At 64.5% G+C, this 17,449-nt stretch carries 22 protein-coding genes; 8 read left to right on the top strand and 14 right to left on the bottom strand.

Going from position 1 to position 17,449, the window contains the following annotated elements; all coding sequences use genetic code 11:
* Nucleotides 1-20: 20 nt before the first annotated feature.
* From N539_RS0100545 to N539_RS0100530, 4 genes are all read right to left on the bottom strand, one after another.
* Entirely contained in the window at nucleotides 21-854 is an 834-nt protein-coding gene (locus N539_RS0100545; protein ID WP_051531081.1) for a fimbrial biogenesis chaperone, read from the bottom strand.
* 118 nt (nucleotides 855-972) lie between these two features.
* On the bottom strand, nucleotides 973-1,482 hold the full coding sequence (locus tag N539_RS0100540; RefSeq protein WP_197018302.1) for a DUF4402 domain-containing protein: 510 nt from the start codon (nucleotides 1,480-1,482) through the stop codon (nucleotides 973-975).
* Nucleotides 1,483-1,582: 100 nt separating this feature from the next.
* On the bottom strand, nucleotides 1,583-2,041 hold the full coding sequence (locus tag N539_RS0100535; RefSeq protein WP_197018301.1) for a DUF4402 domain-containing protein: 459 nt from the start codon (nucleotides 2,039-2,041) through the stop codon (nucleotides 1,583-1,585).
* Between the two features lie 180 nt (nucleotides 2,042-2,221).
* Complete coding sequence (locus N539_RS0100530; protein ID WP_028968681.1) at nucleotides 2,222-2,728, bottom strand: DUF4402 domain-containing protein; 507 nt, start codon at nucleotides 2,726-2,728, stop codon at nucleotides 2,222-2,224.
* A gap of 144 nt (nucleotides 2,729-2,872) precedes the next feature.
* Between N539_RS0100530 and N539_RS14710 the strand changes: the two genes are divergently transcribed.
* On the top strand, nucleotides 2,873-4,996 hold the full coding sequence (locus N539_RS14710; protein ID WP_081774109.1) for a PBP1A family penicillin-binding protein: 2,124 nt from the start codon (nucleotides 2,873-2,875) through the stop codon (nucleotides 4,994-4,996).
* Here N539_RS14710 and N539_RS0100520 read toward each other — a convergent pair.
* Both N539_RS0100520 and N539_RS0100515 read right to left on the bottom strand, forming a co-directional pair.
* Nucleotides 4,952-5,662: a M48 family metallopeptidase gene (locus N539_RS0100520; RefSeq protein ID WP_028968680.1), complete on the bottom strand. Its 711-nt coding sequence runs from the start codon at nucleotides 5,660-5,662 to the stop codon at nucleotides 4,952-4,954. The two genes, N539_RS14710 and N539_RS0100520, sit on opposite strands and share 45 nt — an antisense overlap.
* Nucleotides 5,640-6,077: a YcgN family cysteine cluster protein gene (locus tag N539_RS0100515; RefSeq protein ID WP_028968679.1), complete on the bottom strand. Its 438-nt coding sequence runs from the start codon at nucleotides 6,075-6,077 to the stop codon at nucleotides 5,640-5,642. Before N539_RS0100515 ends, N539_RS0100520 begins: the two co-directional genes overlap by 23 nt.
* 62 nt (nucleotides 6,078-6,139) lie before the next feature.
* Between N539_RS0100515 and N539_RS0100510 the strand changes: the two genes are divergently transcribed.
* Complete coding sequence (locus tag N539_RS0100510) at nucleotides 6,140-6,727, top strand: ankyrin repeat domain-containing protein (RefSeq protein WP_028968678.1); 588 nt, start codon at nucleotides 6,140-6,142, stop codon at nucleotides 6,725-6,727.
* Between the two features lie 3 nt (nucleotides 6,728-6,730).
* Here N539_RS0100510 and N539_RS0100505 read toward each other — a convergent pair whose 3' ends face one another.
* The 8 genes from N539_RS0100505 to N539_RS0100470 form a co-directional block, all read right to left on the bottom strand.
* Nucleotides 6,731-7,216, bottom strand: coding sequence for an MmcB family DNA repair protein (locus N539_RS0100505; RefSeq protein WP_028968677.1), 486 nt, complete (start codon nucleotides 7,214-7,216; stop codon nucleotides 6,731-6,733).
* An 85-nt stretch (nucleotides 7,217-7,301) separates the two neighbouring features.
* Nucleotides 7,302-7,871 carry a cell wall hydrolase gene (locus N539_RS0100500; RefSeq protein ID WP_051531076.1) on the bottom strand — a complete coding sequence of 190 codons (570 nt, stop codon included), beginning with the start codon at nucleotides 7,869-7,871 and terminating at the stop codon, nucleotides 7,302-7,304.
* Between the two features lie 269 nt (nucleotides 7,872-8,140).
* Complete coding sequence (locus N539_RS0100495; protein ID WP_028968675.1) at nucleotides 8,141-8,485, bottom strand: DUF1491 family protein; 345 nt, start codon at nucleotides 8,483-8,485, stop codon at nucleotides 8,141-8,143.
* Between the two features lie 16 nt (nucleotides 8,486-8,501).
* Nucleotides 8,502-8,981 carry a PTS sugar transporter subunit IIA gene (locus tag N539_RS0100490; protein WP_028968674.1) on the bottom strand — a complete coding sequence of 160 codons (480 nt, stop codon included), beginning with the start codon at nucleotides 8,979-8,981 and terminating at the stop codon, nucleotides 8,502-8,504.
* A gap of 46 nt (nucleotides 8,982-9,027) precedes the next feature.
* Nucleotides 9,028-9,597 (bottom strand): ribosome hibernation-promoting factor, HPF/YfiA family, encoded by a 570-nt coding sequence (gene hpf / locus N539_RS0100485; protein WP_028968673.1) that lies wholly within the window; start codon nucleotides 9,595-9,597, stop codon nucleotides 9,028-9,030.
* Between the two features lie 57 nt (nucleotides 9,598-9,654).
* Nucleotides 9,655-10,353: a DNA polymerase III subunit epsilon gene (gene dnaQ / locus N539_RS0100480; protein ID WP_028968672.1), complete on the bottom strand. Its 699-nt coding sequence runs from the start codon at nucleotides 10,351-10,353 to the stop codon at nucleotides 9,655-9,657.
* 8 nt (nucleotides 10,354-10,361) lie between these two features.
* Nucleotides 10,362-10,955: a dephospho-CoA kinase gene (gene coaE, locus N539_RS0100475; RefSeq protein WP_028968671.1), complete on the bottom strand. Its 594-nt coding sequence runs from the start codon at nucleotides 10,953-10,955 to the stop codon at nucleotides 10,362-10,364.
* Nucleotides 10,952-11,524, bottom strand: coding sequence for a Maf family protein (locus N539_RS0100470; RefSeq protein WP_028968670.1), 573 nt, complete (start codon nucleotides 11,522-11,524; stop codon nucleotides 10,952-10,954). The genes coaE and N539_RS0100470 overlap by 4 nt, the downstream gene beginning before the upstream one ends.
* Before the next feature lie 295 nt (nucleotides 11,525-11,819).
* Here N539_RS0100470 and hemE point away from each other — a divergent pair, with 295 nt between their 5' ends.
* From hemE to mnmE, 6 genes are all read left to right on the top strand, one after another.
* Nucleotides 11,820-12,881 carry a uroporphyrinogen decarboxylase gene (gene hemE, locus N539_RS0100465; protein ID WP_051531072.1) on the top strand — a complete coding sequence of 354 codons (1,062 nt, stop codon included), beginning with the start codon at nucleotides 11,820-11,822 and terminating at the stop codon, nucleotides 12,879-12,881.
* Nucleotides 12,878-13,330 carry a CopD family protein gene (locus tag N539_RS0100460; RefSeq protein WP_028968668.1) on the top strand — a complete coding sequence of 151 codons (453 nt, stop codon included), beginning with the start codon at nucleotides 12,878-12,880 and terminating at the stop codon, nucleotides 13,328-13,330. Before hemE ends, N539_RS0100460 begins: the two co-directional genes overlap by 4 nt.
* Before the next feature lie 228 nt (nucleotides 13,331-13,558).
* Nucleotides 13,559-14,815: a transcription termination factor Rho gene (rho, locus tag N539_RS0100455; protein ID WP_028968667.1), complete on the top strand. Its 1,257-nt coding sequence runs from the start codon at nucleotides 13,559-13,561 to the stop codon at nucleotides 14,813-14,815.
* Nucleotides 14,816-14,825: 10 nt separating this feature from the next.
* Nucleotides 14,826-15,494, top strand: a complete 669-nt coding sequence (locus N539_RS0100450) for a YjbE family putative metal transport protein (protein WP_231462797.1) — start codon at nucleotides 14,826-14,828, stop codon at nucleotides 15,492-15,494.
* Nucleotides 15,495-15,504: 10 nt separating this feature from the next.
* Entirely contained in the window at nucleotides 15,505-16,149 is a 645-nt protein-coding gene (locus tag N539_RS14705) for a TerC family protein (RefSeq protein ID WP_037551628.1), read from the top strand.
* A 5-nt stretch (nucleotides 16,150-16,154) separates the two neighbouring features.
* On the top strand, nucleotides 16,155-17,411 hold the full coding sequence (gene mnmE / locus N539_RS0100440) for a tRNA uridine-5-carboxymethylaminomethyl(34) synthesis GTPase MnmE (RefSeq protein ID WP_028968665.1): 1,257 nt from the start codon (nucleotides 16,155-16,157) through the stop codon (nucleotides 17,409-17,411).
* Nucleotides 17,412-17,449 lie beyond the last annotated feature (38 nt).

The raw sequence follows: 17,449 nt of genomic DNA, 5'->3' as shown, positions 1-17,449 counted from the left end.
TCTGAAGCCTCGCGCCTCGCTTAACGCAGCACTGCCTGGGTTTCGGCGAGCACATGGGAGCCGTCGTCCCCGGTCTCCACATACTGGACCGTGACCGGCCCGGCGAGGTCGCCCTTGTAGGCCGCGTCAACCGGCAGGGTGACGTGGCGGGTGCCGATCTCGGTATAGACCGCGACCGCCTTCTGAAGCGCGATGGGGTCCTTGCGGCCGGGCTTCAGAACACGGACCTCCCCGAAGGTCGAGCGCTGCCCGACGCGGCTAAGATCCAGAGAAACCGCGGAATTTCCGTCGTTCCTGTCGAGATGGACGTTGGCGATGCCGGCCGTCGCCTGGAGATTGCCGAGACGGACGATGACGGGGATGGTGACTCCGTAAACCGGGATCAGCTCAAACTTCAGGCCCTTTTCAGGCTGAGCGGCTGCAGCGGCCTGGACGACCGGCGTTGCCGGCGGGATCGCCCGGAACAGCAAGTGCACGCGATATTCGCCGTCGGGCAGGCCCTGCGGCGGGCGCGCCGCGATCCGGATCGCCTGCGGTTCGTGCGGCGCGAGAGTCACCCGGCGCGGCGCGTAAATGATCATGTCCGCGGCGCTCTGGTCGGCCGCGGTCGGCTGGACGACCTCCTCGAGCGTACCATCTTCGTGCATGCGGCGGAAATCGACGGAGATCCGATACACAGCCGGCTCGTCCCCGATATTGTTGAGGATGATCTCGGCGCCCTTGCGGCCGTCGAGCACGAGCCGGGTCGGCGCAACCAGCAGATCGCCGACGCCGGCCTGGGCCGGGGCAGCGAATGCGATCAGCGGCGCGGCGATGGCGGCAGCCGCAGCGATCGGCTTGGTCCACAGTTTCATATCGGCGATTCCCCACTTTGCTCCGATACGGAGCGATCGCCTTCGTCTTGCTCCGGAATGGTTGATTTTCGGTCAACCATGAGTGTTGAAACTTCGGGAAACCGCGAAAAATGCGGGCTTAATAGTCGACGGTGACGTTGAACGTGCCCGAATAGGTACCGCCCGCCGTGGTCGAGCTCACGGTGATCGATCCGCCGAGCGAGAAATCGAGTCCCGGAGGACCCGAATTGGTGAGCGTGACGCTTCCGGGATTATCGACCACCAGGGTCAGCGTCTTGGTCGCATCGCTCTGATTGACCAAAGTGACGTTGGGCGCGGTGATGTGGACGACCTCGCGGTTCGAGCCGCTGACGTTGTATTTGGCCGCCTTGGTCGCGCCCGAGCAGGTGACGTTCGCGCTTGGGCAGCTGAACGCCCCAGCGCGCGAGATGCCGATGGTTGCGCTCGACCAGCTTCCCGGCCCGAGGATGATGGTGCCGAGGTCGAGATCCTGAAGCCAGGTCAGGACCAGCGGTTTGACCACACTGGCGTTGACGGTGGCGACGCCGCCCGCGGCCGCGCACGCCGGCGCCGCGCCGACCAGGGCGCTAGCCAATCCAGCGATGATGGTCAGGCTATGACGACGCACGATAGTCCCTTCGTCGTCGAGGCGGACGTGCTCGAGCTCTGCGGGTTACAATTGGAATGGTTGATTTTCGGTCAACCATGACCCCTCACGCCTGGCCGGCTCAATAATTGACGGTGACGTTGAATTGGCCGGTGTAGGTTCCATCGGTCGTTGCCGAGTCCACGCCGATCGCCCCCCCCAGCCCGAAGGTAACGCCGACCGATCCCGAATTTGCGAGGTCGACGAAGCCCGGGTTGTTGACTGTCAAAAGCAGCGTCTTGGTGCTGTCGGTCTGGTTGGTCAGCGTGACGTTGGGCGCGGTGATGAAGACCCGCTGGTTATTGGTTCCGGTGACTTTGTACTGGGCCGGCTTGGTCGCCCCGGAGCAGGTGACGTTGGTGCTGCCGCAGCTGAAAATGCCGGCGCTGGTGATGGCGATGGCCGTTGTCGGCCACGTCCCGGTCCCAAGCACGATCGTGCCCAGGTCGAGGTCCTGCACCCAGGTCAGCGTGAGGGGTTTGACGATCTTCGCGGTGGCGGTCGAGTTTTGATTGGGACCGACGGCCAGCGCTGGGGTCACCGCGAGCGCACATGCCGCGGAGACGAGCACTGTCCTTAGCAGAATCCTGGTCCACAATTGCATTCTCACGGTCGGCACTCCGAGCTTATGCTTGGCGCGGCATTAACCTTGATCGCTTACCGCTTCGCGCATGCTTATGGTTAATGCGGAGTTAGCTATTCGTTACGGAGCTATACCGAATTACTGATATTCAGCGGTGATCGGCAGGTCGCCTCGATAGTCACCGTCGGCATCGCCGCTGAGGTGAATCCGGCCGCCGAAACGAAAGCTCAGCAGGCCGCTGGCATCGAGGCGCGGCATCGGCGGCAGGTCGCTGGTCACCTGATCGAACGCAATCTCACCGCCGCTCAGCGAATAGAGCTGGATCCGCGGCGGCAGGTTAACTCGAACCGAGCGATTGGGCTCGCCATGCAAGATGGCCGTGCCAACCATCGCGCGCGGGCCAACCGCCGTGACGGCCCCCTCGGCGAACCGCGATCCGTCCGGCCGGATTTCGGCATTGCCGGCGCTGCTTCCAAGGACGATCAGGCGATCAAAGTTGATGTTCGTTTCAACTTCGACGGTCACGCGCTGATCGGCGGCATCGTCCGCTCGCGTAGTGACCGGCGTGCCGCACAGGCGGCATTGCGCCTGCGCCGGCGGAGCCGCGGCCAATCCGACGGCTGCTGCGATGAGAAAGCGGGCCATTGCGCGATCCCTACCCGAGACTGGCTAAAACGGGGTTAATCCGCCGCTAACCGTCGTTCGACCAGACCGGAGGAGATAAAGGACCGACACCATTTGCCTCAGCTATTGTCCAGCCGCGTCTGGCTTTCTATCCCTCGCCCCTAAATGGCCCCTAAACGCTCAAGCCCCGGATCGGGTGGCTCTACCTTCATGTCGGTGATCAAGGGCCTCGCCTATGCGGCCGTGCTCGGTCTGCTGGCGCTGATCGTCGCGGTCGCGGTCGCCACCGCCTATCTGCCGAGCTACGGCACGCTGACCAAGCGCACCAATCTCGGGCAGATGATCCGCGTCCGCGCCGCCAATGGCCAGGTGCTTGTCGCGGTCGGCCCGAGCTTCGGGAAGTGGCTGCCCTACGACCAGATCCCGCCGGAGATGCGCGCGGCCATGATCTCGACCGAGGACCGGCGCTTTCGGTCGCACATCGGCGTCGATCCGATCGGCATCGGCCGCGCGATCAGCGCCGCAGTGGTCAAGAATCGCCGAGTCAGTGCGACCTCGACGATCACCCAGCAGCTCGCGCGCAACATCTTCCTGACCAACAACCGCAGCTTCGTGCGCAAGGTCAAGGAAGCGGTCCTCGCTTTGGCGCTCGAACGCAAATTCTCAAAGAACCAGATCCTCGAGCTGTATCTCAACCGCGTCTACTTCGGCGGCGGCGCTTATGGCATTGATGCCGCCTCGAGGAAGTTTTTCGGCCATGGCGCCGATCATTTGAGTCTCGGCGAAGCCGCGATCATTGCCGGTCTGGTCAAGGCACCGTCGAACTACTCGCCGACCGCCGACATCGAGGCTGCGCGCACCCGCTCCGCAGTCGTTCTCCAGACCATGGCCAAGAACGGCTTCATCAACCCGTCGGACGCCGCCGCCGTCGACCCGGCGACGGTTCGCATCCAACAGACGACGAACAACAATAGCGTCCGCTATTTCACCGATTGGGCGCTGCCCCAGCTCGATACGCTGATCGACGAGACTTCGGACCCGATCGATGTGTGGACGACCCTCGACCCGCGCATGCAAGTGGCGGCGGATCGGGCGATCGCCGCAAATTCACCGCCCGGTACGCAAGGTGCGCTGGTGGCGATCGACCGCGACGGCGCGGTGCGGGCGATGGTCGGCGGCAAGGACTATGTCGATTCGATCTACAATCGCGCGACCCAGGCCGAGCGCCAGCCCGGATCCGCGTTCAAGCTGTTCGTTTACCTCGCCGCGCTCGAATCGGGGATGAAGCCGACCGACACGATCGTCGACGAGCCGGTGACGATCAATGGCTGGAGCCCGCGCAACTCGACCCGGACCAATCTCGGCCCGGTCACCCTGCGCGAGGCCTTTTCGCGATCGATCAACACGATCAGCGCCAAGATCGGCGCTCAGCTCGGCTTTTCGACCATCGCCGACATGGCGCGACGGTTCGGCATCTCGACGCCGATCTCGACCTTCCCCTCGATGGTCCTCGGCACCAGCGACGTCCGCTTGATCGACATGACCCGGGCCTTTGCCTCCGTCGCCAACAAGGGGGTCGCCGTCACCCCTTATGCCATTCGCAAGGTCGTGACCGCGGACGGGCGTCAGCTCTACCAGCACGATTCGAGCGAGGAGCGCGTATTGGTCGCGCCGTGGGTCGCGGCGGAGATGACCGACCTTCTCCAGTCCGCCGTGCTCACCGGCACCGGACGCGCGGCGCAGATCGGCCGCCCGGTCGCGGGCAAGACCGGCACCACCCAGTCCAACAAGGACGGCTGGTTCGTCGGCTTTTCGAGCGGGCTCACCACCGGCGTGTGGATGGGCCGCGACGATGCCCGCATGGTTCGTGGGCTGCAGGGCGGCACCGCCCCGGCCCGCGCCTTCCACGACTTCATGACGATCGCGGTTGCCAACCGGCCGGTCGAGCAGTTCGAGACCCAGGTACCGATTCCCGATTGGCAGCTGACTCCGGAAGAAGAGATGTTCGGCGACATGGCGGTCGACGCCAACGCCATTCAGCCGATGGTCGACGAAAATGGCATGCCGATCGGAATGCCTCCAGCCGACCAGGGCCTGCCACAGCAGCAGCCGATGGTTCGTCCCGATGGCACCGGCGAGCCCTCGCAACAGGAGCTCGATCAGGCTTTCCCACCCCAGCAACGGCCGGCGAACCAGTATCCGTCTCGACCGCAGCCCCCGCCGCAGCCGCGTCAGCCCGATCCGCTAGCCCCGGCCGATCCGTCGGAGCCGCGGTCCGAGACGCCGTAACTGCGCCTTGGCCTGGGCCAGCCCGGGCCCGAACAATGTCGCTTCGAACGCTTTGAACTCGGGTCCGTGATTCATGTGCTTGAGGTGCGCGACCTCATGCGCGGCCACATATCGGCGGACCTCCGGTGGAGCGAGGATCAGCCTCCAGCTGAGACGGATGCGGGCATCCGACGAGCAACTTCCCCAGCGCGTTCCGGCATCGCCGACCGCCACCGAGCGAACCGTGACACCGGCCGCCGCGGCATATTCCGCGACGTCGCGCGACATGATCTCCAGCGCATGTTTCTTCAGCCATGTCTCGATGCGGCGCGGGACACTCTCTTGGGGTCCGCCGCAGCGCAGCTCACCCTCGATCAGAGCCGGAGTCCGCGGCAGTTCCGGCTGCCACCGGATTTCGGTCTCTGCCCCCTCAATTGGAACTGGCGCCCCAGGCGCGAACGGCTCGAACGGCGCTGCCCGGGCCAGCTGACGGTCGATCCAGTCGCGCTGGTCGAGCGCCCAGGCCAGCGCGGCGCGCCGGGTGGTGCGCGGCGGGCAGGTCAACTTCAGCGTGCCCTGGACCTCGTCGAAGCGCAGCCTCAGCCGGCGCGCGCTGCGGACGACGCGGATCTCGATCGGGACGGGAAGGCCGACACCGAGGTCTTCAGAGCGGGCGGTCGACCACATGCCATTCGAGCTCCCCCGCATCCTCTTCGCTCACCGTCCAGCCGCGCGTCGACTGGCCCGCTTCGTGAACCGTCTCGCGGCTGCCGGAAATCAGATAATGCCAATCGCGCAGCCGTTCTCCCGCCGCGCGGAGGCGATAGGCGCAAGTATCCGGTAGCCAGTCGAGCGCCGCCAGGTTGGCGCGATCGAGCCGGACGCAATCGCTGACCAGCTTCATGCGGTGCTTGTAGTCGAGGCATCGGCCGTTGCGCCGGTCGAGCAGCTTGCAGGCGACGTTCGTCGGATAGAGAAGCCCGGTTTCCTCGTCCTCGATCTTGTGCACGCAGCAGCGTCCGCAACCGTCGCACAGCGCCTCCCACTCGCCGTGGTCGAGCGCGGACAAAGGCTTTTCCCAGAACGGTGCGGGCCGGTTCATGACAAGGCCACCCTTGCTCTGCTATTGCCCCGCGATCAAGGCGGGGCGTGAGGGTTAAGTCTGTGAAGAAATTGAGATTTGCAACGGTTGCGGCGGTGCTGGCCGCGATCGCGGCGCCGATTGCCGCGCAGCAGCTGACGACCAAGGGCTACGATTTCATCCACGCCGTCGAAGAGCGCAACGGCGACAAGGCGACGCAGCTCCTCGCCGACAATCCGCCGGGCATCGTCAACACCCGCAACGGACAGGGCGACACCGGCTTGATCATTGCCATCTCGCGGAGCGATGAAAACTGGACCGGGTTTCTGCTGAAGAACGGCGCCGATGTGAACCTTGGCGGCCAGGGTGGCGATACGCCCCTCATCGCCGCCGCTCGGGTCGGCTTCGAAGACGCGGTTGGCTGGCTGCTCGATCTCGGCGCGAAGGTTGATGGTTCCAACAAGGGCGGAGAGACGCCGTTGATCGTCGCCGTCCAGCAGCGGCGGCCTCAAATCGTCCGGCTCCTCCTCGAACGCGGCGCCAACCCCGACAAGCAGGATTCGCTCGCCGGCTATTCGGCGCGCGATTATGCGGTGCGCGACAACCGCGGGCGACAGATTCTCCAGTTGATCGAAGCGAAGAAACCCAAGCCGACGGCTTCCGGCAAATAGCGCCTAATTGGAGTCGCCGAGCGACGGATCGACCTGCGCCGACAGGCGCCGCGCGGCGCGGCGCGCAAAGTGCAGCAGTTCTGCCTTGCGCCTCGCCGGCGCCATCGGCCGCGGGACCGCCTCGCGAATCACCGCGGCATCGTAACGGTCCGCGACAATCAGCCCCACCTGGCCGGGCAAGTAGCGCTCCTCCTCGAGGATTCGGGCGAGGTGCGGCGGCACTGCCCAGAAGAAGCGATCGCAATAATCGAGATAATCGAGCCATTTCCCGTCGCCGAGCAGGTCCGCCTTGGCGACCTTGATTTCGACGATCGTCAGCGCGCCCTTGGCGTCGATCGCCATCAAATCGGCGCGGCGGCCGTTGGGAAGCGGCATTTCGCACACCGCGAACAGGTCCTGGCGGCAGAACAGGCGGGTCACCCCGCGCGCGACTTCACCCGCGATTGGCGGAGCGTCGGTAAAACATCGCGAATCGAGTTGAGTTGCCACTCGGAAGAACTAGAACAAATCGACAACACCGCAAAGGAAAACGGGCGAGCCGAAGCCCGCCCGTCGTTAACTCGTCCGCTAGGCCCTAGCGGTAGAAGACGTGGTTGCCGATCGACGCCACGCGCTTCATCCGCCAGCCCGGCGAGACGTAGCGGGCGTGGAAGAACAAGGCATTGCCCACATTCGACTCTTTCAGGTCCCGATCGACGATCTTGGCGATCGCGACCGCCGTCTGCCACTGCCGGTTGGCATGCGGCACCGAGGGCATGTGGCCGCCGTGCACGAAAGAGAATTGGCCGCGCTGGAACAGGACGCCGCAGTAGGTGGCCGGGAAGCGCCCACCGCTTTGCGCGCGGTTGGCGATGACCTGGCCGACGGCAAGCTGGCCCGCGAGGGGTTCGCTCTTGGCTTCGAAATAGACGCCGGTCGCAAGGCAATCGAGCTCGCGGCTCCCGGCATCCGCCGAGCGAAGCTGCGCGACCATGGAAGCGAGGTCGCCGGTCGGCTGCACGTCCGCAATGTCGGCGGAGTCGCCAGTGGAAGCGTCCGAATTGCTCGGTTGCTCGTCTGGAGCGGCAAGTTCCGGCTCGGCCTCGGGGGCCAGCAAGTCGGGAACCGCGATCTTGGGAAGGCTGGCGCTGTCGACCGGAATCAAGGGCTCCGTCGAAGGTCCAGCCTGCGCCGGGGCAAATGTCCCGGCGGTAAGCGCAATGCAAGTCAGCAGCGCTGAACGAAAAGAAATCAAAAGTTGAGCCAATTCTGTGCGGTCAACCGCCGGAGAAAGGAGCGCATTTACTATGCGAATACTTCCGCGTGCCCTTTTGGCAGTTACCCGTCTCGCGTGGCATTCCCCCGGAATATTCCCGTGCAAGAATGCCCCCCGCTCTTGTTGTTGGCCGGGTTTCCGCCGCCCGGCACACGGGGTCAACCCGTGGAGGTCGTTTCAGCGATGAACCGTTCAGGCTCCGCGATGTCCAGTTCGATTGCCCAGGAATCCTCGTCGAAGCGTGCCCGCTTTCCGAGGAAGTCAGCAACCTTATCGGAATCCGGCGATTCGGCCGGTCCGATGCTGTGCCAGCGATAATCGCCGCCCACCGACAAGGTGCGCTCGAGGAAGGCGATGTGCCGGCCGCGGCTGGTGATGACGAGAAGGAGCGCGCCGCGGTCCGGGTCACCTTTCCTCACGATGGTCGCGAAATCACCGCTCGCCGAGGTGCGGCGAAGGATGCCTGCAACCTCGACGTGGGTCGGCAGCCGGTCCGCGCTCACGAGGCGTCAGTCAGCGTCAGGCGGCGTCACGTTCGTCAGCCCCGAGCAGCACTGCGGCCAGGGCATCGCGGCTTCTCGCGCCGCGCATTTTTTCGAGCGTGGCCATGTTGCGCGTCACCCGGCTGACCGCCGCCAGGGCCTTCAAATGCTCGGCGCCGGCATCGGGCGGCGACAGGAGAAGGAACACGAGATCGACCGGCCGGGCGTCGATCGACTTATAATCGACCGGCTCGGCAAGCCGCGCGAACAGGCCGTAGATCCGGCCGAGGCCCTCGATCTTCCCGTGGGGGATCGCAACGCCCTGCCCAAACCCGGTCGAGCCAAGCTGCTCGCGTTCGGTGAGGCTGGCCAGAATCACACCGGCGTCCTGGCCCAGCCGCTGCGCCGCTAGATTTGCCAGCTGCTGAAGCAGCGAACGCTTGCTGCCGCCCGGAAGCGCAGTCTTGATCGCGTCGAAATCGAGAAAATCGGCAAGCTGCATCGCGGAACTCGTCACGGGCTGCGGCCACTAGCACGATTGGCCGCCGGCAATGGAATGATAATCAGGTGGCGCGGGGTTCGACCCAGCCGATGTTTCCGTCCTCACGACGGTAGATCATGTTGAACTCGCCGGTCCCCGAGTTCCTGAACAGCAGGGCGCCGGTGTTTCTCAAGTCCATCAGCATCACGGCATCGGACACGCTAGCCTCGGGAATGTCGACGCGCGTCTCGGCAATGACGGTTGGGTTATCGGCGCCCTCGGCCTGAGCATCGGCCGGCGCTGAGAAGACCGTATATCCCGCGTTCTCGACATAGGCCTGAGCGGTCTCGTCGCCCTTATGGTCCTTCAGCCGGTTGGTGTAGCGGCGCAGCTGCTTTTCGATCCGGTCCGCCGCCCCGTTGAAGGCCATTTCGGCCGTCCGCGCGCTATACGAAGCCTTGAGCACGACCCCCTGCACGACCGGCGCGACAATGTCGCACGTGTAATCGTTGTTCGGCCCGCGACCGAACGTCACGTTCGCGCCGACCGACCTGGCGAAATATTTTTCGGTGATTTCGGAAACCCGGCGCTGGGCATGATCACGCAAGGTCTCGCCGGTATCGACCTGATGGCCCGCAACCCGGATATCCACGTGGCTGAGCCTCCTCCACTGTACGGCGGGCCGCTTAGAACCGGCCCGATCCTCGCGTCAACCGGCGGGTGCGAAGCGCGCCCACAAAGGCTCGACGAGTCGGGAGATAAACGCGCGGTGACGCTCAAGTTCCTCCGCCGCGGCAAAATGCGGACGGGCCGGCCGCGGTGGCCGAGCAATGACCGGCCGCGCGCCCATCGGCACCATGACGCTGACGGTGTCGGCAACCAGGCCGAGCCCGATCTGCCGCCCGCCGGTAAGCTCGACATAGACCTGCGCGAGGAGCTGAGCGTCGAGCAGCGCCCCATGCTTCACGCGATGGCTGCGGTCGATGCCGAAGCGGACGCACAACGCATCGAGGCTATGCTTCGCGCCCGGATGCCTGGATCGCGCCAGCATCAAGGTGTCGACCATGCGACGCAGGCCGACCGGGAGGCGACCGCAGCGCTCGAGCTCGGAGTTGAGGAAGCCGAAATCGAATCCCGCATTGTGCGCGACCAGCGGCGAGTCCTCGATGAAATCGAGCAGCTCTTCGGCGCGCTCGAAGAAGCGCGGCTTGTCCGACAGGAACAGGTTACTGAGGCCGTGCACTTCCTGCGCCTCGAACGGCATGTCGCGCTCGGGATTGAAGTAAGCGTGGAAGTGGCGCCCCGTCTCAACCCGATTGAAGACCTCGACGCAGCCGATCTCAACCATGCGGTCGCCGCCCGCCGGGTTCAGACCCGTGGTCTCGGTATCGAAAACGATTTCCCGCATGGGCGAAACTATCTTCGGTCGGCAAGTCCGAGACAAGCAAGGATTTCGCGAACTTCGCTTTCAGTTGTGGATAGGTCCGCGCCGGTGTCGACGACGAAGTCGGCGCGCGGCCTCTTATCCTCGTCGGGAACCTGGCGGCGCAGGATCGCGTCGAGCTTTTCGGCGGTCATGCCGGCGCGCTCGAGCACCCGGCCGCGCTGCACGCCGAGAGGCGCCGAAACAACGACGACCTTGTCGAACTCATCCTCCTGGCCGGTCTCGAACAACAGCGGGATCTCGAACAGTAGGGCTCGAGCATCGCTATGGTCTTCAACGAATGAGTCTCGCGCGGCCCGAACCGCGGGATGAACGATCGTCTCGAGCGCAGCGAGTTCGTCGGGACGGCCAAGCACCGCGCGCGCAAGACGCTCGCGATCGAGCACGCCGCCTTCAACCGTCTCGGGAAAGCGGGCAGCGATCGCCTCGACCAGCGCGCCGCCGGACCCTTGCAGCTGCCGCACGACGGCGTCGGCGTCGAACACCGGAACGCCCGCCTTCTCGAACATCCTGGCGACGGTCGACTTGCCCATGCCGATCGAGCCGGTGAGCGCGATTCTGATCATCGCGGCACCAGCCCGCGCTCTCGAAGCGCTCCAAGCAAAGGCAGCAGGGGCATCCCGAGGATCGTGAAATAATTGCCGTCGATGCGGTCGAACAATTGCACGCCGCGGCCCTCCAGCCGGAACACGCCGACGCAATAGCCGACCTCGGGCCATTCGGCATCGAGATAGAAATGGATGAAATCGTCGGAGAGCGATCGCACCTCGAGCTTTGCACAATCGATGCAATGCCAGTCGACCGCGCCATCTCGCGCCAACGCTACCGCGCTGGTCAGGAGCATCGTCTTGCCGGAGAAGAAGCGCAAATGCTCCTCGGCTTGGTCACGGTCGGCGGGCTTGTCGAACGGGCAGCCGTCGACACTAACGACGCTATCGCTGCCGATCGCCCAATCCGCGCCGCCAATGCTGCACGCCTTGAGAGCAGCCAGTTCCCCCACGACTTGCTCTGGATCATCGAGGCGCGCCTTGACCGCCGCCTCGTCGACTTCCGGTCGCTCGGCCCGGTACTGGACCCCGGCCGCGTCGAGCATCTGGCGCCTTATGATGCTGGTCGAAGCAAGGATCAGGGCCAATCGAACAACCTTGTGGAAAAGACCGCGTGCAGCCGTAGCGCGGACATGGGGGTAGGCTCAACGCGGATAGCGTTCCACGGTCGCCGCGATCATTCCAAGGATTCATCCACGGGGACGAAATTCATCCCCAGACTGTGAATCACGGGTGGGACTCGGACCGACTCGCGCATTCGCCGAGAGCCGCGGTCCCGTCCGCTTGTTGGCAATTTCGGGATGCTTGCCTAAACCCCGCTCTCCCACGCCCAACTACAACATCAATCTTTAGATTCTAAATATAATAAAGGAGAGAAGAGGGGTGTCCCGTAAGCCTGCGGATCCTTCGAACAGGCAGGCGGGCAAGCCTTTGCTCGCCGTGCTGCGCGGACAGGCTTTGAGCCCTCCGCCGATATGGCTGATGCGCCAGGCCGGGCGCTACCTGCCCGAGTACCGCCAGCTGCGTCAGGACAAAGGCAGCTTCCTCGACCTGGTCTATGACAGCGACGCCGCTGCAGAGATCACGCTTCAGCCGCTGAAGCGGTTTCCTCAGCTCGATGCCGCGATCCTGTTCTCCGACATCCTGATCGTTCCCTTCGCTTTGGGCCAGAACCTGACCTTCATCGCCGGCGAAGGACCTCGCCTGTCGCCGATCCTGGCCGAGACGGCAATCGAGGATCTAAATCCGTTCCCGGCGCGGCTCGACCCAATCTATGACACGGTCCGCAAGGTGAAAGCGGCGCTCGATCGGACGAAGACGCTGATCGGTTTTGCCGGAAGCCCGTGGACCGTCGCCACCTATATGGCGGCCGGCCAGGGAAGCCGCGACCAGGCCGAGACCCGCCGCCTCGCCTATAGCGATCCCGCGCGATTCGAGGCGATCATCCGGCGCATCGAGGACGTCACCGTCGATTATTTGCTCGGGCAGGTCGAAGCCGGCGTCGAAGTGGTGCAACTGTTCGACAGCTGGGCCGGGAGCTTGTCCCCAGCTCAATTCGAGCAATGGGTGATTGTCCCGACCGCGCGGTTGGTCGACGCCATCCGCGCCAGGCATCCGGATCTACCCATCATAGGCTTTCCTAAAGGCGCCGGCGGCAAGCTGCGCGCTTATGCCCGGGAGACGGGAATTACCGCGCTCGGACTCGACGAAACCGTCGATCCGGTGTGGGCGGCGAAAGAGTTACCGGAAGACCTGCCGGTGCAAGGCAATCTCGACCCATTGGCGCTCGTCGCAGGAGGCGAAACACTTCAGGCCGCGGTGGGCCGCGTCCTTGACGCATTCGCCGGGCGTCCTCACATCTTCAACCTCGGGCATGGGATCCTCCAGGACACGCCGGTCGCGCATGTCGAGGAGCTTCTCGCCCAGGTGAAGGGGACAAAGTGACAGAGCTGACGGGATTTCTCGGCCCCGCTTATCTGTGGGTGAAAGCGGCGCACGTCACCTTCGTCATCTTCTGGATGGCCGGGCTGTTTCTACTTCCTCGCTTCTACGTCTATCACCAGGAAACGGCCGTCGGCTCCCCCGAGGACCGTGCGTGGATCGAGCGCGAAGCTCGCGTTCGCTCGATTATCCTGACCCCGGCGATGCTGCTGGTGTGGGTCCTGGGCCTGATGCTGGCGTTCAACGGGGATGCCTGGAGCCAGGGCTGGTTCCACGCCAAGCTGGCGCTGGTAATCGCGCTCAGCGCCTACCAGGGCTGGCTCGGCGCCTACGGCAAGAAGCTGGCCAATGGTCAGCGCCCGCTGTCGGGCAAGGCGGTGCGGATGATCAACGAGATTCCCGGCGTCGCCGCGGCGCTAATCGTCGTGCTGGTCATCGTCCGTCCGTTCTAGGATGGACGACAATGAAAACTCCCGTCCGTTTTAGGCATTTCGCCGCTTTCATCGGTGGCCACTGATTGACAGGCGGCGCGGCGAGACATACCTCCAATCGTGACGGCTCCCGGCCAGTTTCACTAAATTACCGGCCGCCATCCTTCCGCATCGCGGCGTCCTGCCGCCTCCGGCTTTGTGAACCAACGCAAGAAGCTCGAGCACAATTCCCCAAGAAAAGAACAATTTATGCATTTGAAAGAACTGAAAAAGAAACCGCCGGCCGAGCTGGTTGCGATGTCCGAGGACATGGGAGTCGAGGGCGCGTCGACGATGCGCAAGCAAGATCTCATGTTCTCGATCCTCAAGATCCAGGCCGAGAACGGCGTCGAGATCATGGGCTCGGGCACCATCGAGGTGCTCAATGACGGCTTCGGCTTCCTTCGCTCGCCCGAAGCAAATTACCTCGCCGGTCCCGACGACATTTACGTCACGCCCTCGATCGTCCGCCGCTTTGGCCTGCGCACCGGCGACACCGTCGAAGGCGAGATCCGCGGGCCCAAGGAAGGCGAGCGCTACTTCGCCCTGACTCGGATCACGACGATCAACTTCGACGATCCGGAGCAGGTCCGTCACCGCGTCAATTTCGACAATCTGACGCCGCTCTATCCTGACGAAAAGCTCAAGCTCGACACGCTTGACCCGACGATCAAGGACAAGTCCGCGCGGGTGATCGACATTGTCGCGCCGCTCGGCAAGGGTCAGCGCGCGCTGATCGTTTCGCCGCCGCGGACAGGCAAGACCGTGCTGTTGCAGAATATCGCACGCGCGATCACCGACAATAACCCCGAAGTGATCCTGATCGTCCTGCTCATCGACGAGCGGCCGGAAGAGGTCACCGACATGCAGCGCTCTGTCCATGGCGAGGTCATTTCATCGACCTTCGACGAACCCGCGCAACGCCACGTCCAGGTCGCCGAGATGGTGATCGAGAAGGCCAAGCGCCTGGTCGAGCACAAGAAGGATGTCGTGATCCTGCTCGATTCGATCACCCGCCTCGGCCGCGCCTACAACACCGTGGTGCCGAGCTCCGGCAAGGTGCTGACCGGCGGCGTCGATGCCAATGCGCTGCAGCGGCCAAAGCGCTTCTTCGGCGCCGCGCGCAACATCGAGGAAGGCGGCTCGCTGTCCATCATCGCCACCGCGCTGATCGATACCGGCTCCAAGATGGACGAAGTGATCTTCGAAGAGTTCAAGGGCACCGGCAACAGCGAAATCGTGCTCGACCGCAAGGTCAGCGACAAGCGCATCTTCCCCTCGCTCGATGTCGGCAAATCCGGCACCCGCAAGGAAGAGCTGCTGGTTGATCAGAACGTCCTCACCAAGATGTGGGTGCTGCGTCGGATTCTGATGCAGATGGGCACGGTCGACGCGATGCAGTTCCTGCTCGACAAGATGAAGGACGCCAAGTCGAACGAAGATTTCTTCGCTTCCATGAACCAGTAAGGGTCTGCCCGTGTTCGAGGGCCTAGATTTCGGCGCGATTTTCACCGCCGCCGGGCTCGCCAAGCTGGGGCAGATCATCATCGGCGATCTGACCATGGCCGGCGACAATATCGTCATCATGGGTTCGCTCGCCTCGGGCCTGCCGGAGAAGGACCGGCGCAAGGTTCTGCTGTTCGGCGTCGGCATGGCGCTGGTCTTCCTGATCACCTTCGCCGTGATCGCGACCCAGTTGCTCAAGGTTACGGGTCTGGTGTTCGCCGGCGGCCTGCTTCTGCTGTGGGTCGCCTACAACATGGCGGGCGAGCTCCGGCCGAAGCGGCCGCCGGTCGTCCACGACGACCCCGACACGGCGGTGGTCGAAGGCCCGCCGGCAACCAAGACCTTGCTGCGCGCCGCGATCCAGATCACCGCGGCCGACCTCAGCATGAGCCTCGACAATGTGCTGCTGGTCGCGTCGATCGCGCGCGAGAATCCGGCTTTGCTGTTCATCGGCCTGACCTTCTCGGTGCTGTTCATGGGCCTCGCCGCCAATTACGTCGCGCGGCTGATCCAGCGGTATCACTGGATCAATTACATCGGGCTCGGCGTCATCCTCTACGTCGCGGTTAGCATGATCTACGAAGGTTGGGTCGGCGGCGATCACGTGCTGGGCTTGAGAAGCGTGCTCGCTCTCGGCTAGGCGCGAAGCCATGGACATCGCGAGCATGATCACGCCTTCGGCGATCGCAGCTTTCTTCGAGATCCTGGCGATCGACATCGTGCTCGCCGGCGACAATGCGATCGTCGTCGGCGCGCTCGCGGCGGGATTGCCCGCGGCGCAGCGCCGCAAGGTCATCATGATCGGCGTGCTCGCGGCGCTCGTGCTCCGCATCGCCTTCGCGCTGCTCGTTACCCAGCTGCTGCAGGTCGTCGGCCTGGTCCTCGCCGGCGGCATTCTCCTGCTGTGGGTGGCATGGCGGATGTACCGCGAGCTTCGACACAAGGACGAAAGCAAGGGTTCCGAGGAAATCGTCGGCGACGAGCATTCGGGCCTGCAGTCCGCCAGGAGCTTTGCCAGCGCGGCGTGGGGCGTGGCCCTCGCCGACGTCAGCATGAGCCTCGATAACGTCCTGGCGGTCGCCGGAGCCGCCAAGGATCACCCGTGGGTGCTGGTCTTCGGCCTGATCCTGTCGGTGATCCTGATGGGCGTCGCCGCCAATTTCATCGCCCGCTACATCGACCGCTATAAATGGATCGCGTGGCTCGGCCTGCTGGTCATTCTGTGGGTCGCGCTCAAGATGATCTGGGAGGGCGCCGGGCATGTCGCGCCGGTGATCGCGCCTTTCTTCACCTAGGGCTCGTGGACACGATCTTCGCTCTGTCCAGCGGCCGGCCGCCGGCTGCGATTGCCGTCATCCGCATCAGCGGGGCCGTGGCGCACGAAGCGGCGAGGCGGATGGCGGGCCTACTGCCTGACGCTCGCCACGCCGCCCTTCGCGAACTGCGCGATCCGGCGACCTGCGAGCGGCTCGACGAGGCGTTGGTCCTTCGGTTCGATGCACCTGCGAGCTCGACCGGCGAGGACAGCGTCGAGTTTCACTGCCACGGCGGGCGCGCGGTCGTCGACGCGGTGCTTCGGACACTCGGCCAGCTCGACGGATTGCGCGAGGCCGAGCCGGGCGAATTCACTCGCCGTGCGTTCGAGAACGGCCGCATCGACCTGACCGAGGCGGAAGGGTTGGCCGATCTTATCGAGGCCGAGACCGAATCGCAGCGCAAGGCGGCACTGGCCTTGGCCGAAGGCGGGCTGAGGAGGCAGCTGACCGAGTGGCAGGACAGGCTGCTTGATTTGTCGGCTGCGGCCGAGCGAGCGATCGATTACGATGAGGACGACAGCGCCATCGATCCGTCGCTATTGACCGGCGTCGCGGCGCTGGTTGCTGAGCTCGACCAATGGCTCGCGCGCCCGCGGATCGAGCCTCTCAAGGATGGCGTGCGAGTGGTTGTCGCCGGCCCACCAAATGCCGGAAAATCGAGCCTTGTCAATGCGGTAGCTGGTGTTGAGCGGGCGATCGTAACGGACGTCCCGGGCACCACCCGCGATCATATCGAAGTGCCGCTGGCGATTGCCGGCCTGCCCATCTTGCTGACCGACACCGCCGGCCTGCGCACGACCGAGGACCAGGTAGAGGCGATCGGGGTCGAGCGGGCAAACCAGTTGGCGGCGGCCGCCGACATCCTGCTTTGGCTGGGCGAGCCGAACGCCGCTCCGCCAGGTGCTATTCTCGTCCACGCCAGGGCGGACATGCGCGGTCCGGCTCCCGAGGGCTCGCTTGCGGTGTCGGCGAAAACGGGCGTTGGGCTGACCGAGCTTCTCGACCGCGTCGCGCAGGCTGCCAAACCGTTGTTGCCCGGGGAGGGGGCTATTGCGCTCAACCGGCGCCAGGCGAAATTGTTGGCGGAGGCCCGCGACGCTCTGGCCACGCCGACGCGTGAGGCGGTCCTCGTCGCGGAGAACCTTCGGCTCGCGCGCGGCGCTTTCGATCGGCTAACTGGCCGCGCCGGTGTCGAAGACGTGCTCGACACGCTTTTTTCCCGCTTCTGCCTCGGCAAATGACGATGTTCCACGTGAAACACTGATGCGTTAAGGGGCGG

Origin of the sequence: Sphingomonas sp. URHD0057, assembly GCF_000620665.1 — a bacterium.
GTDB lineage: Bacteria > Pseudomonadota > Alphaproteobacteria > Sphingomonadales > Sphingomonadaceae > Sphingomicrobium.
The sequence above is the reverse complement of the archived record's forward strand: the minus strand, read 5'-3'. Positions and strand labels throughout refer to the sequence as shown.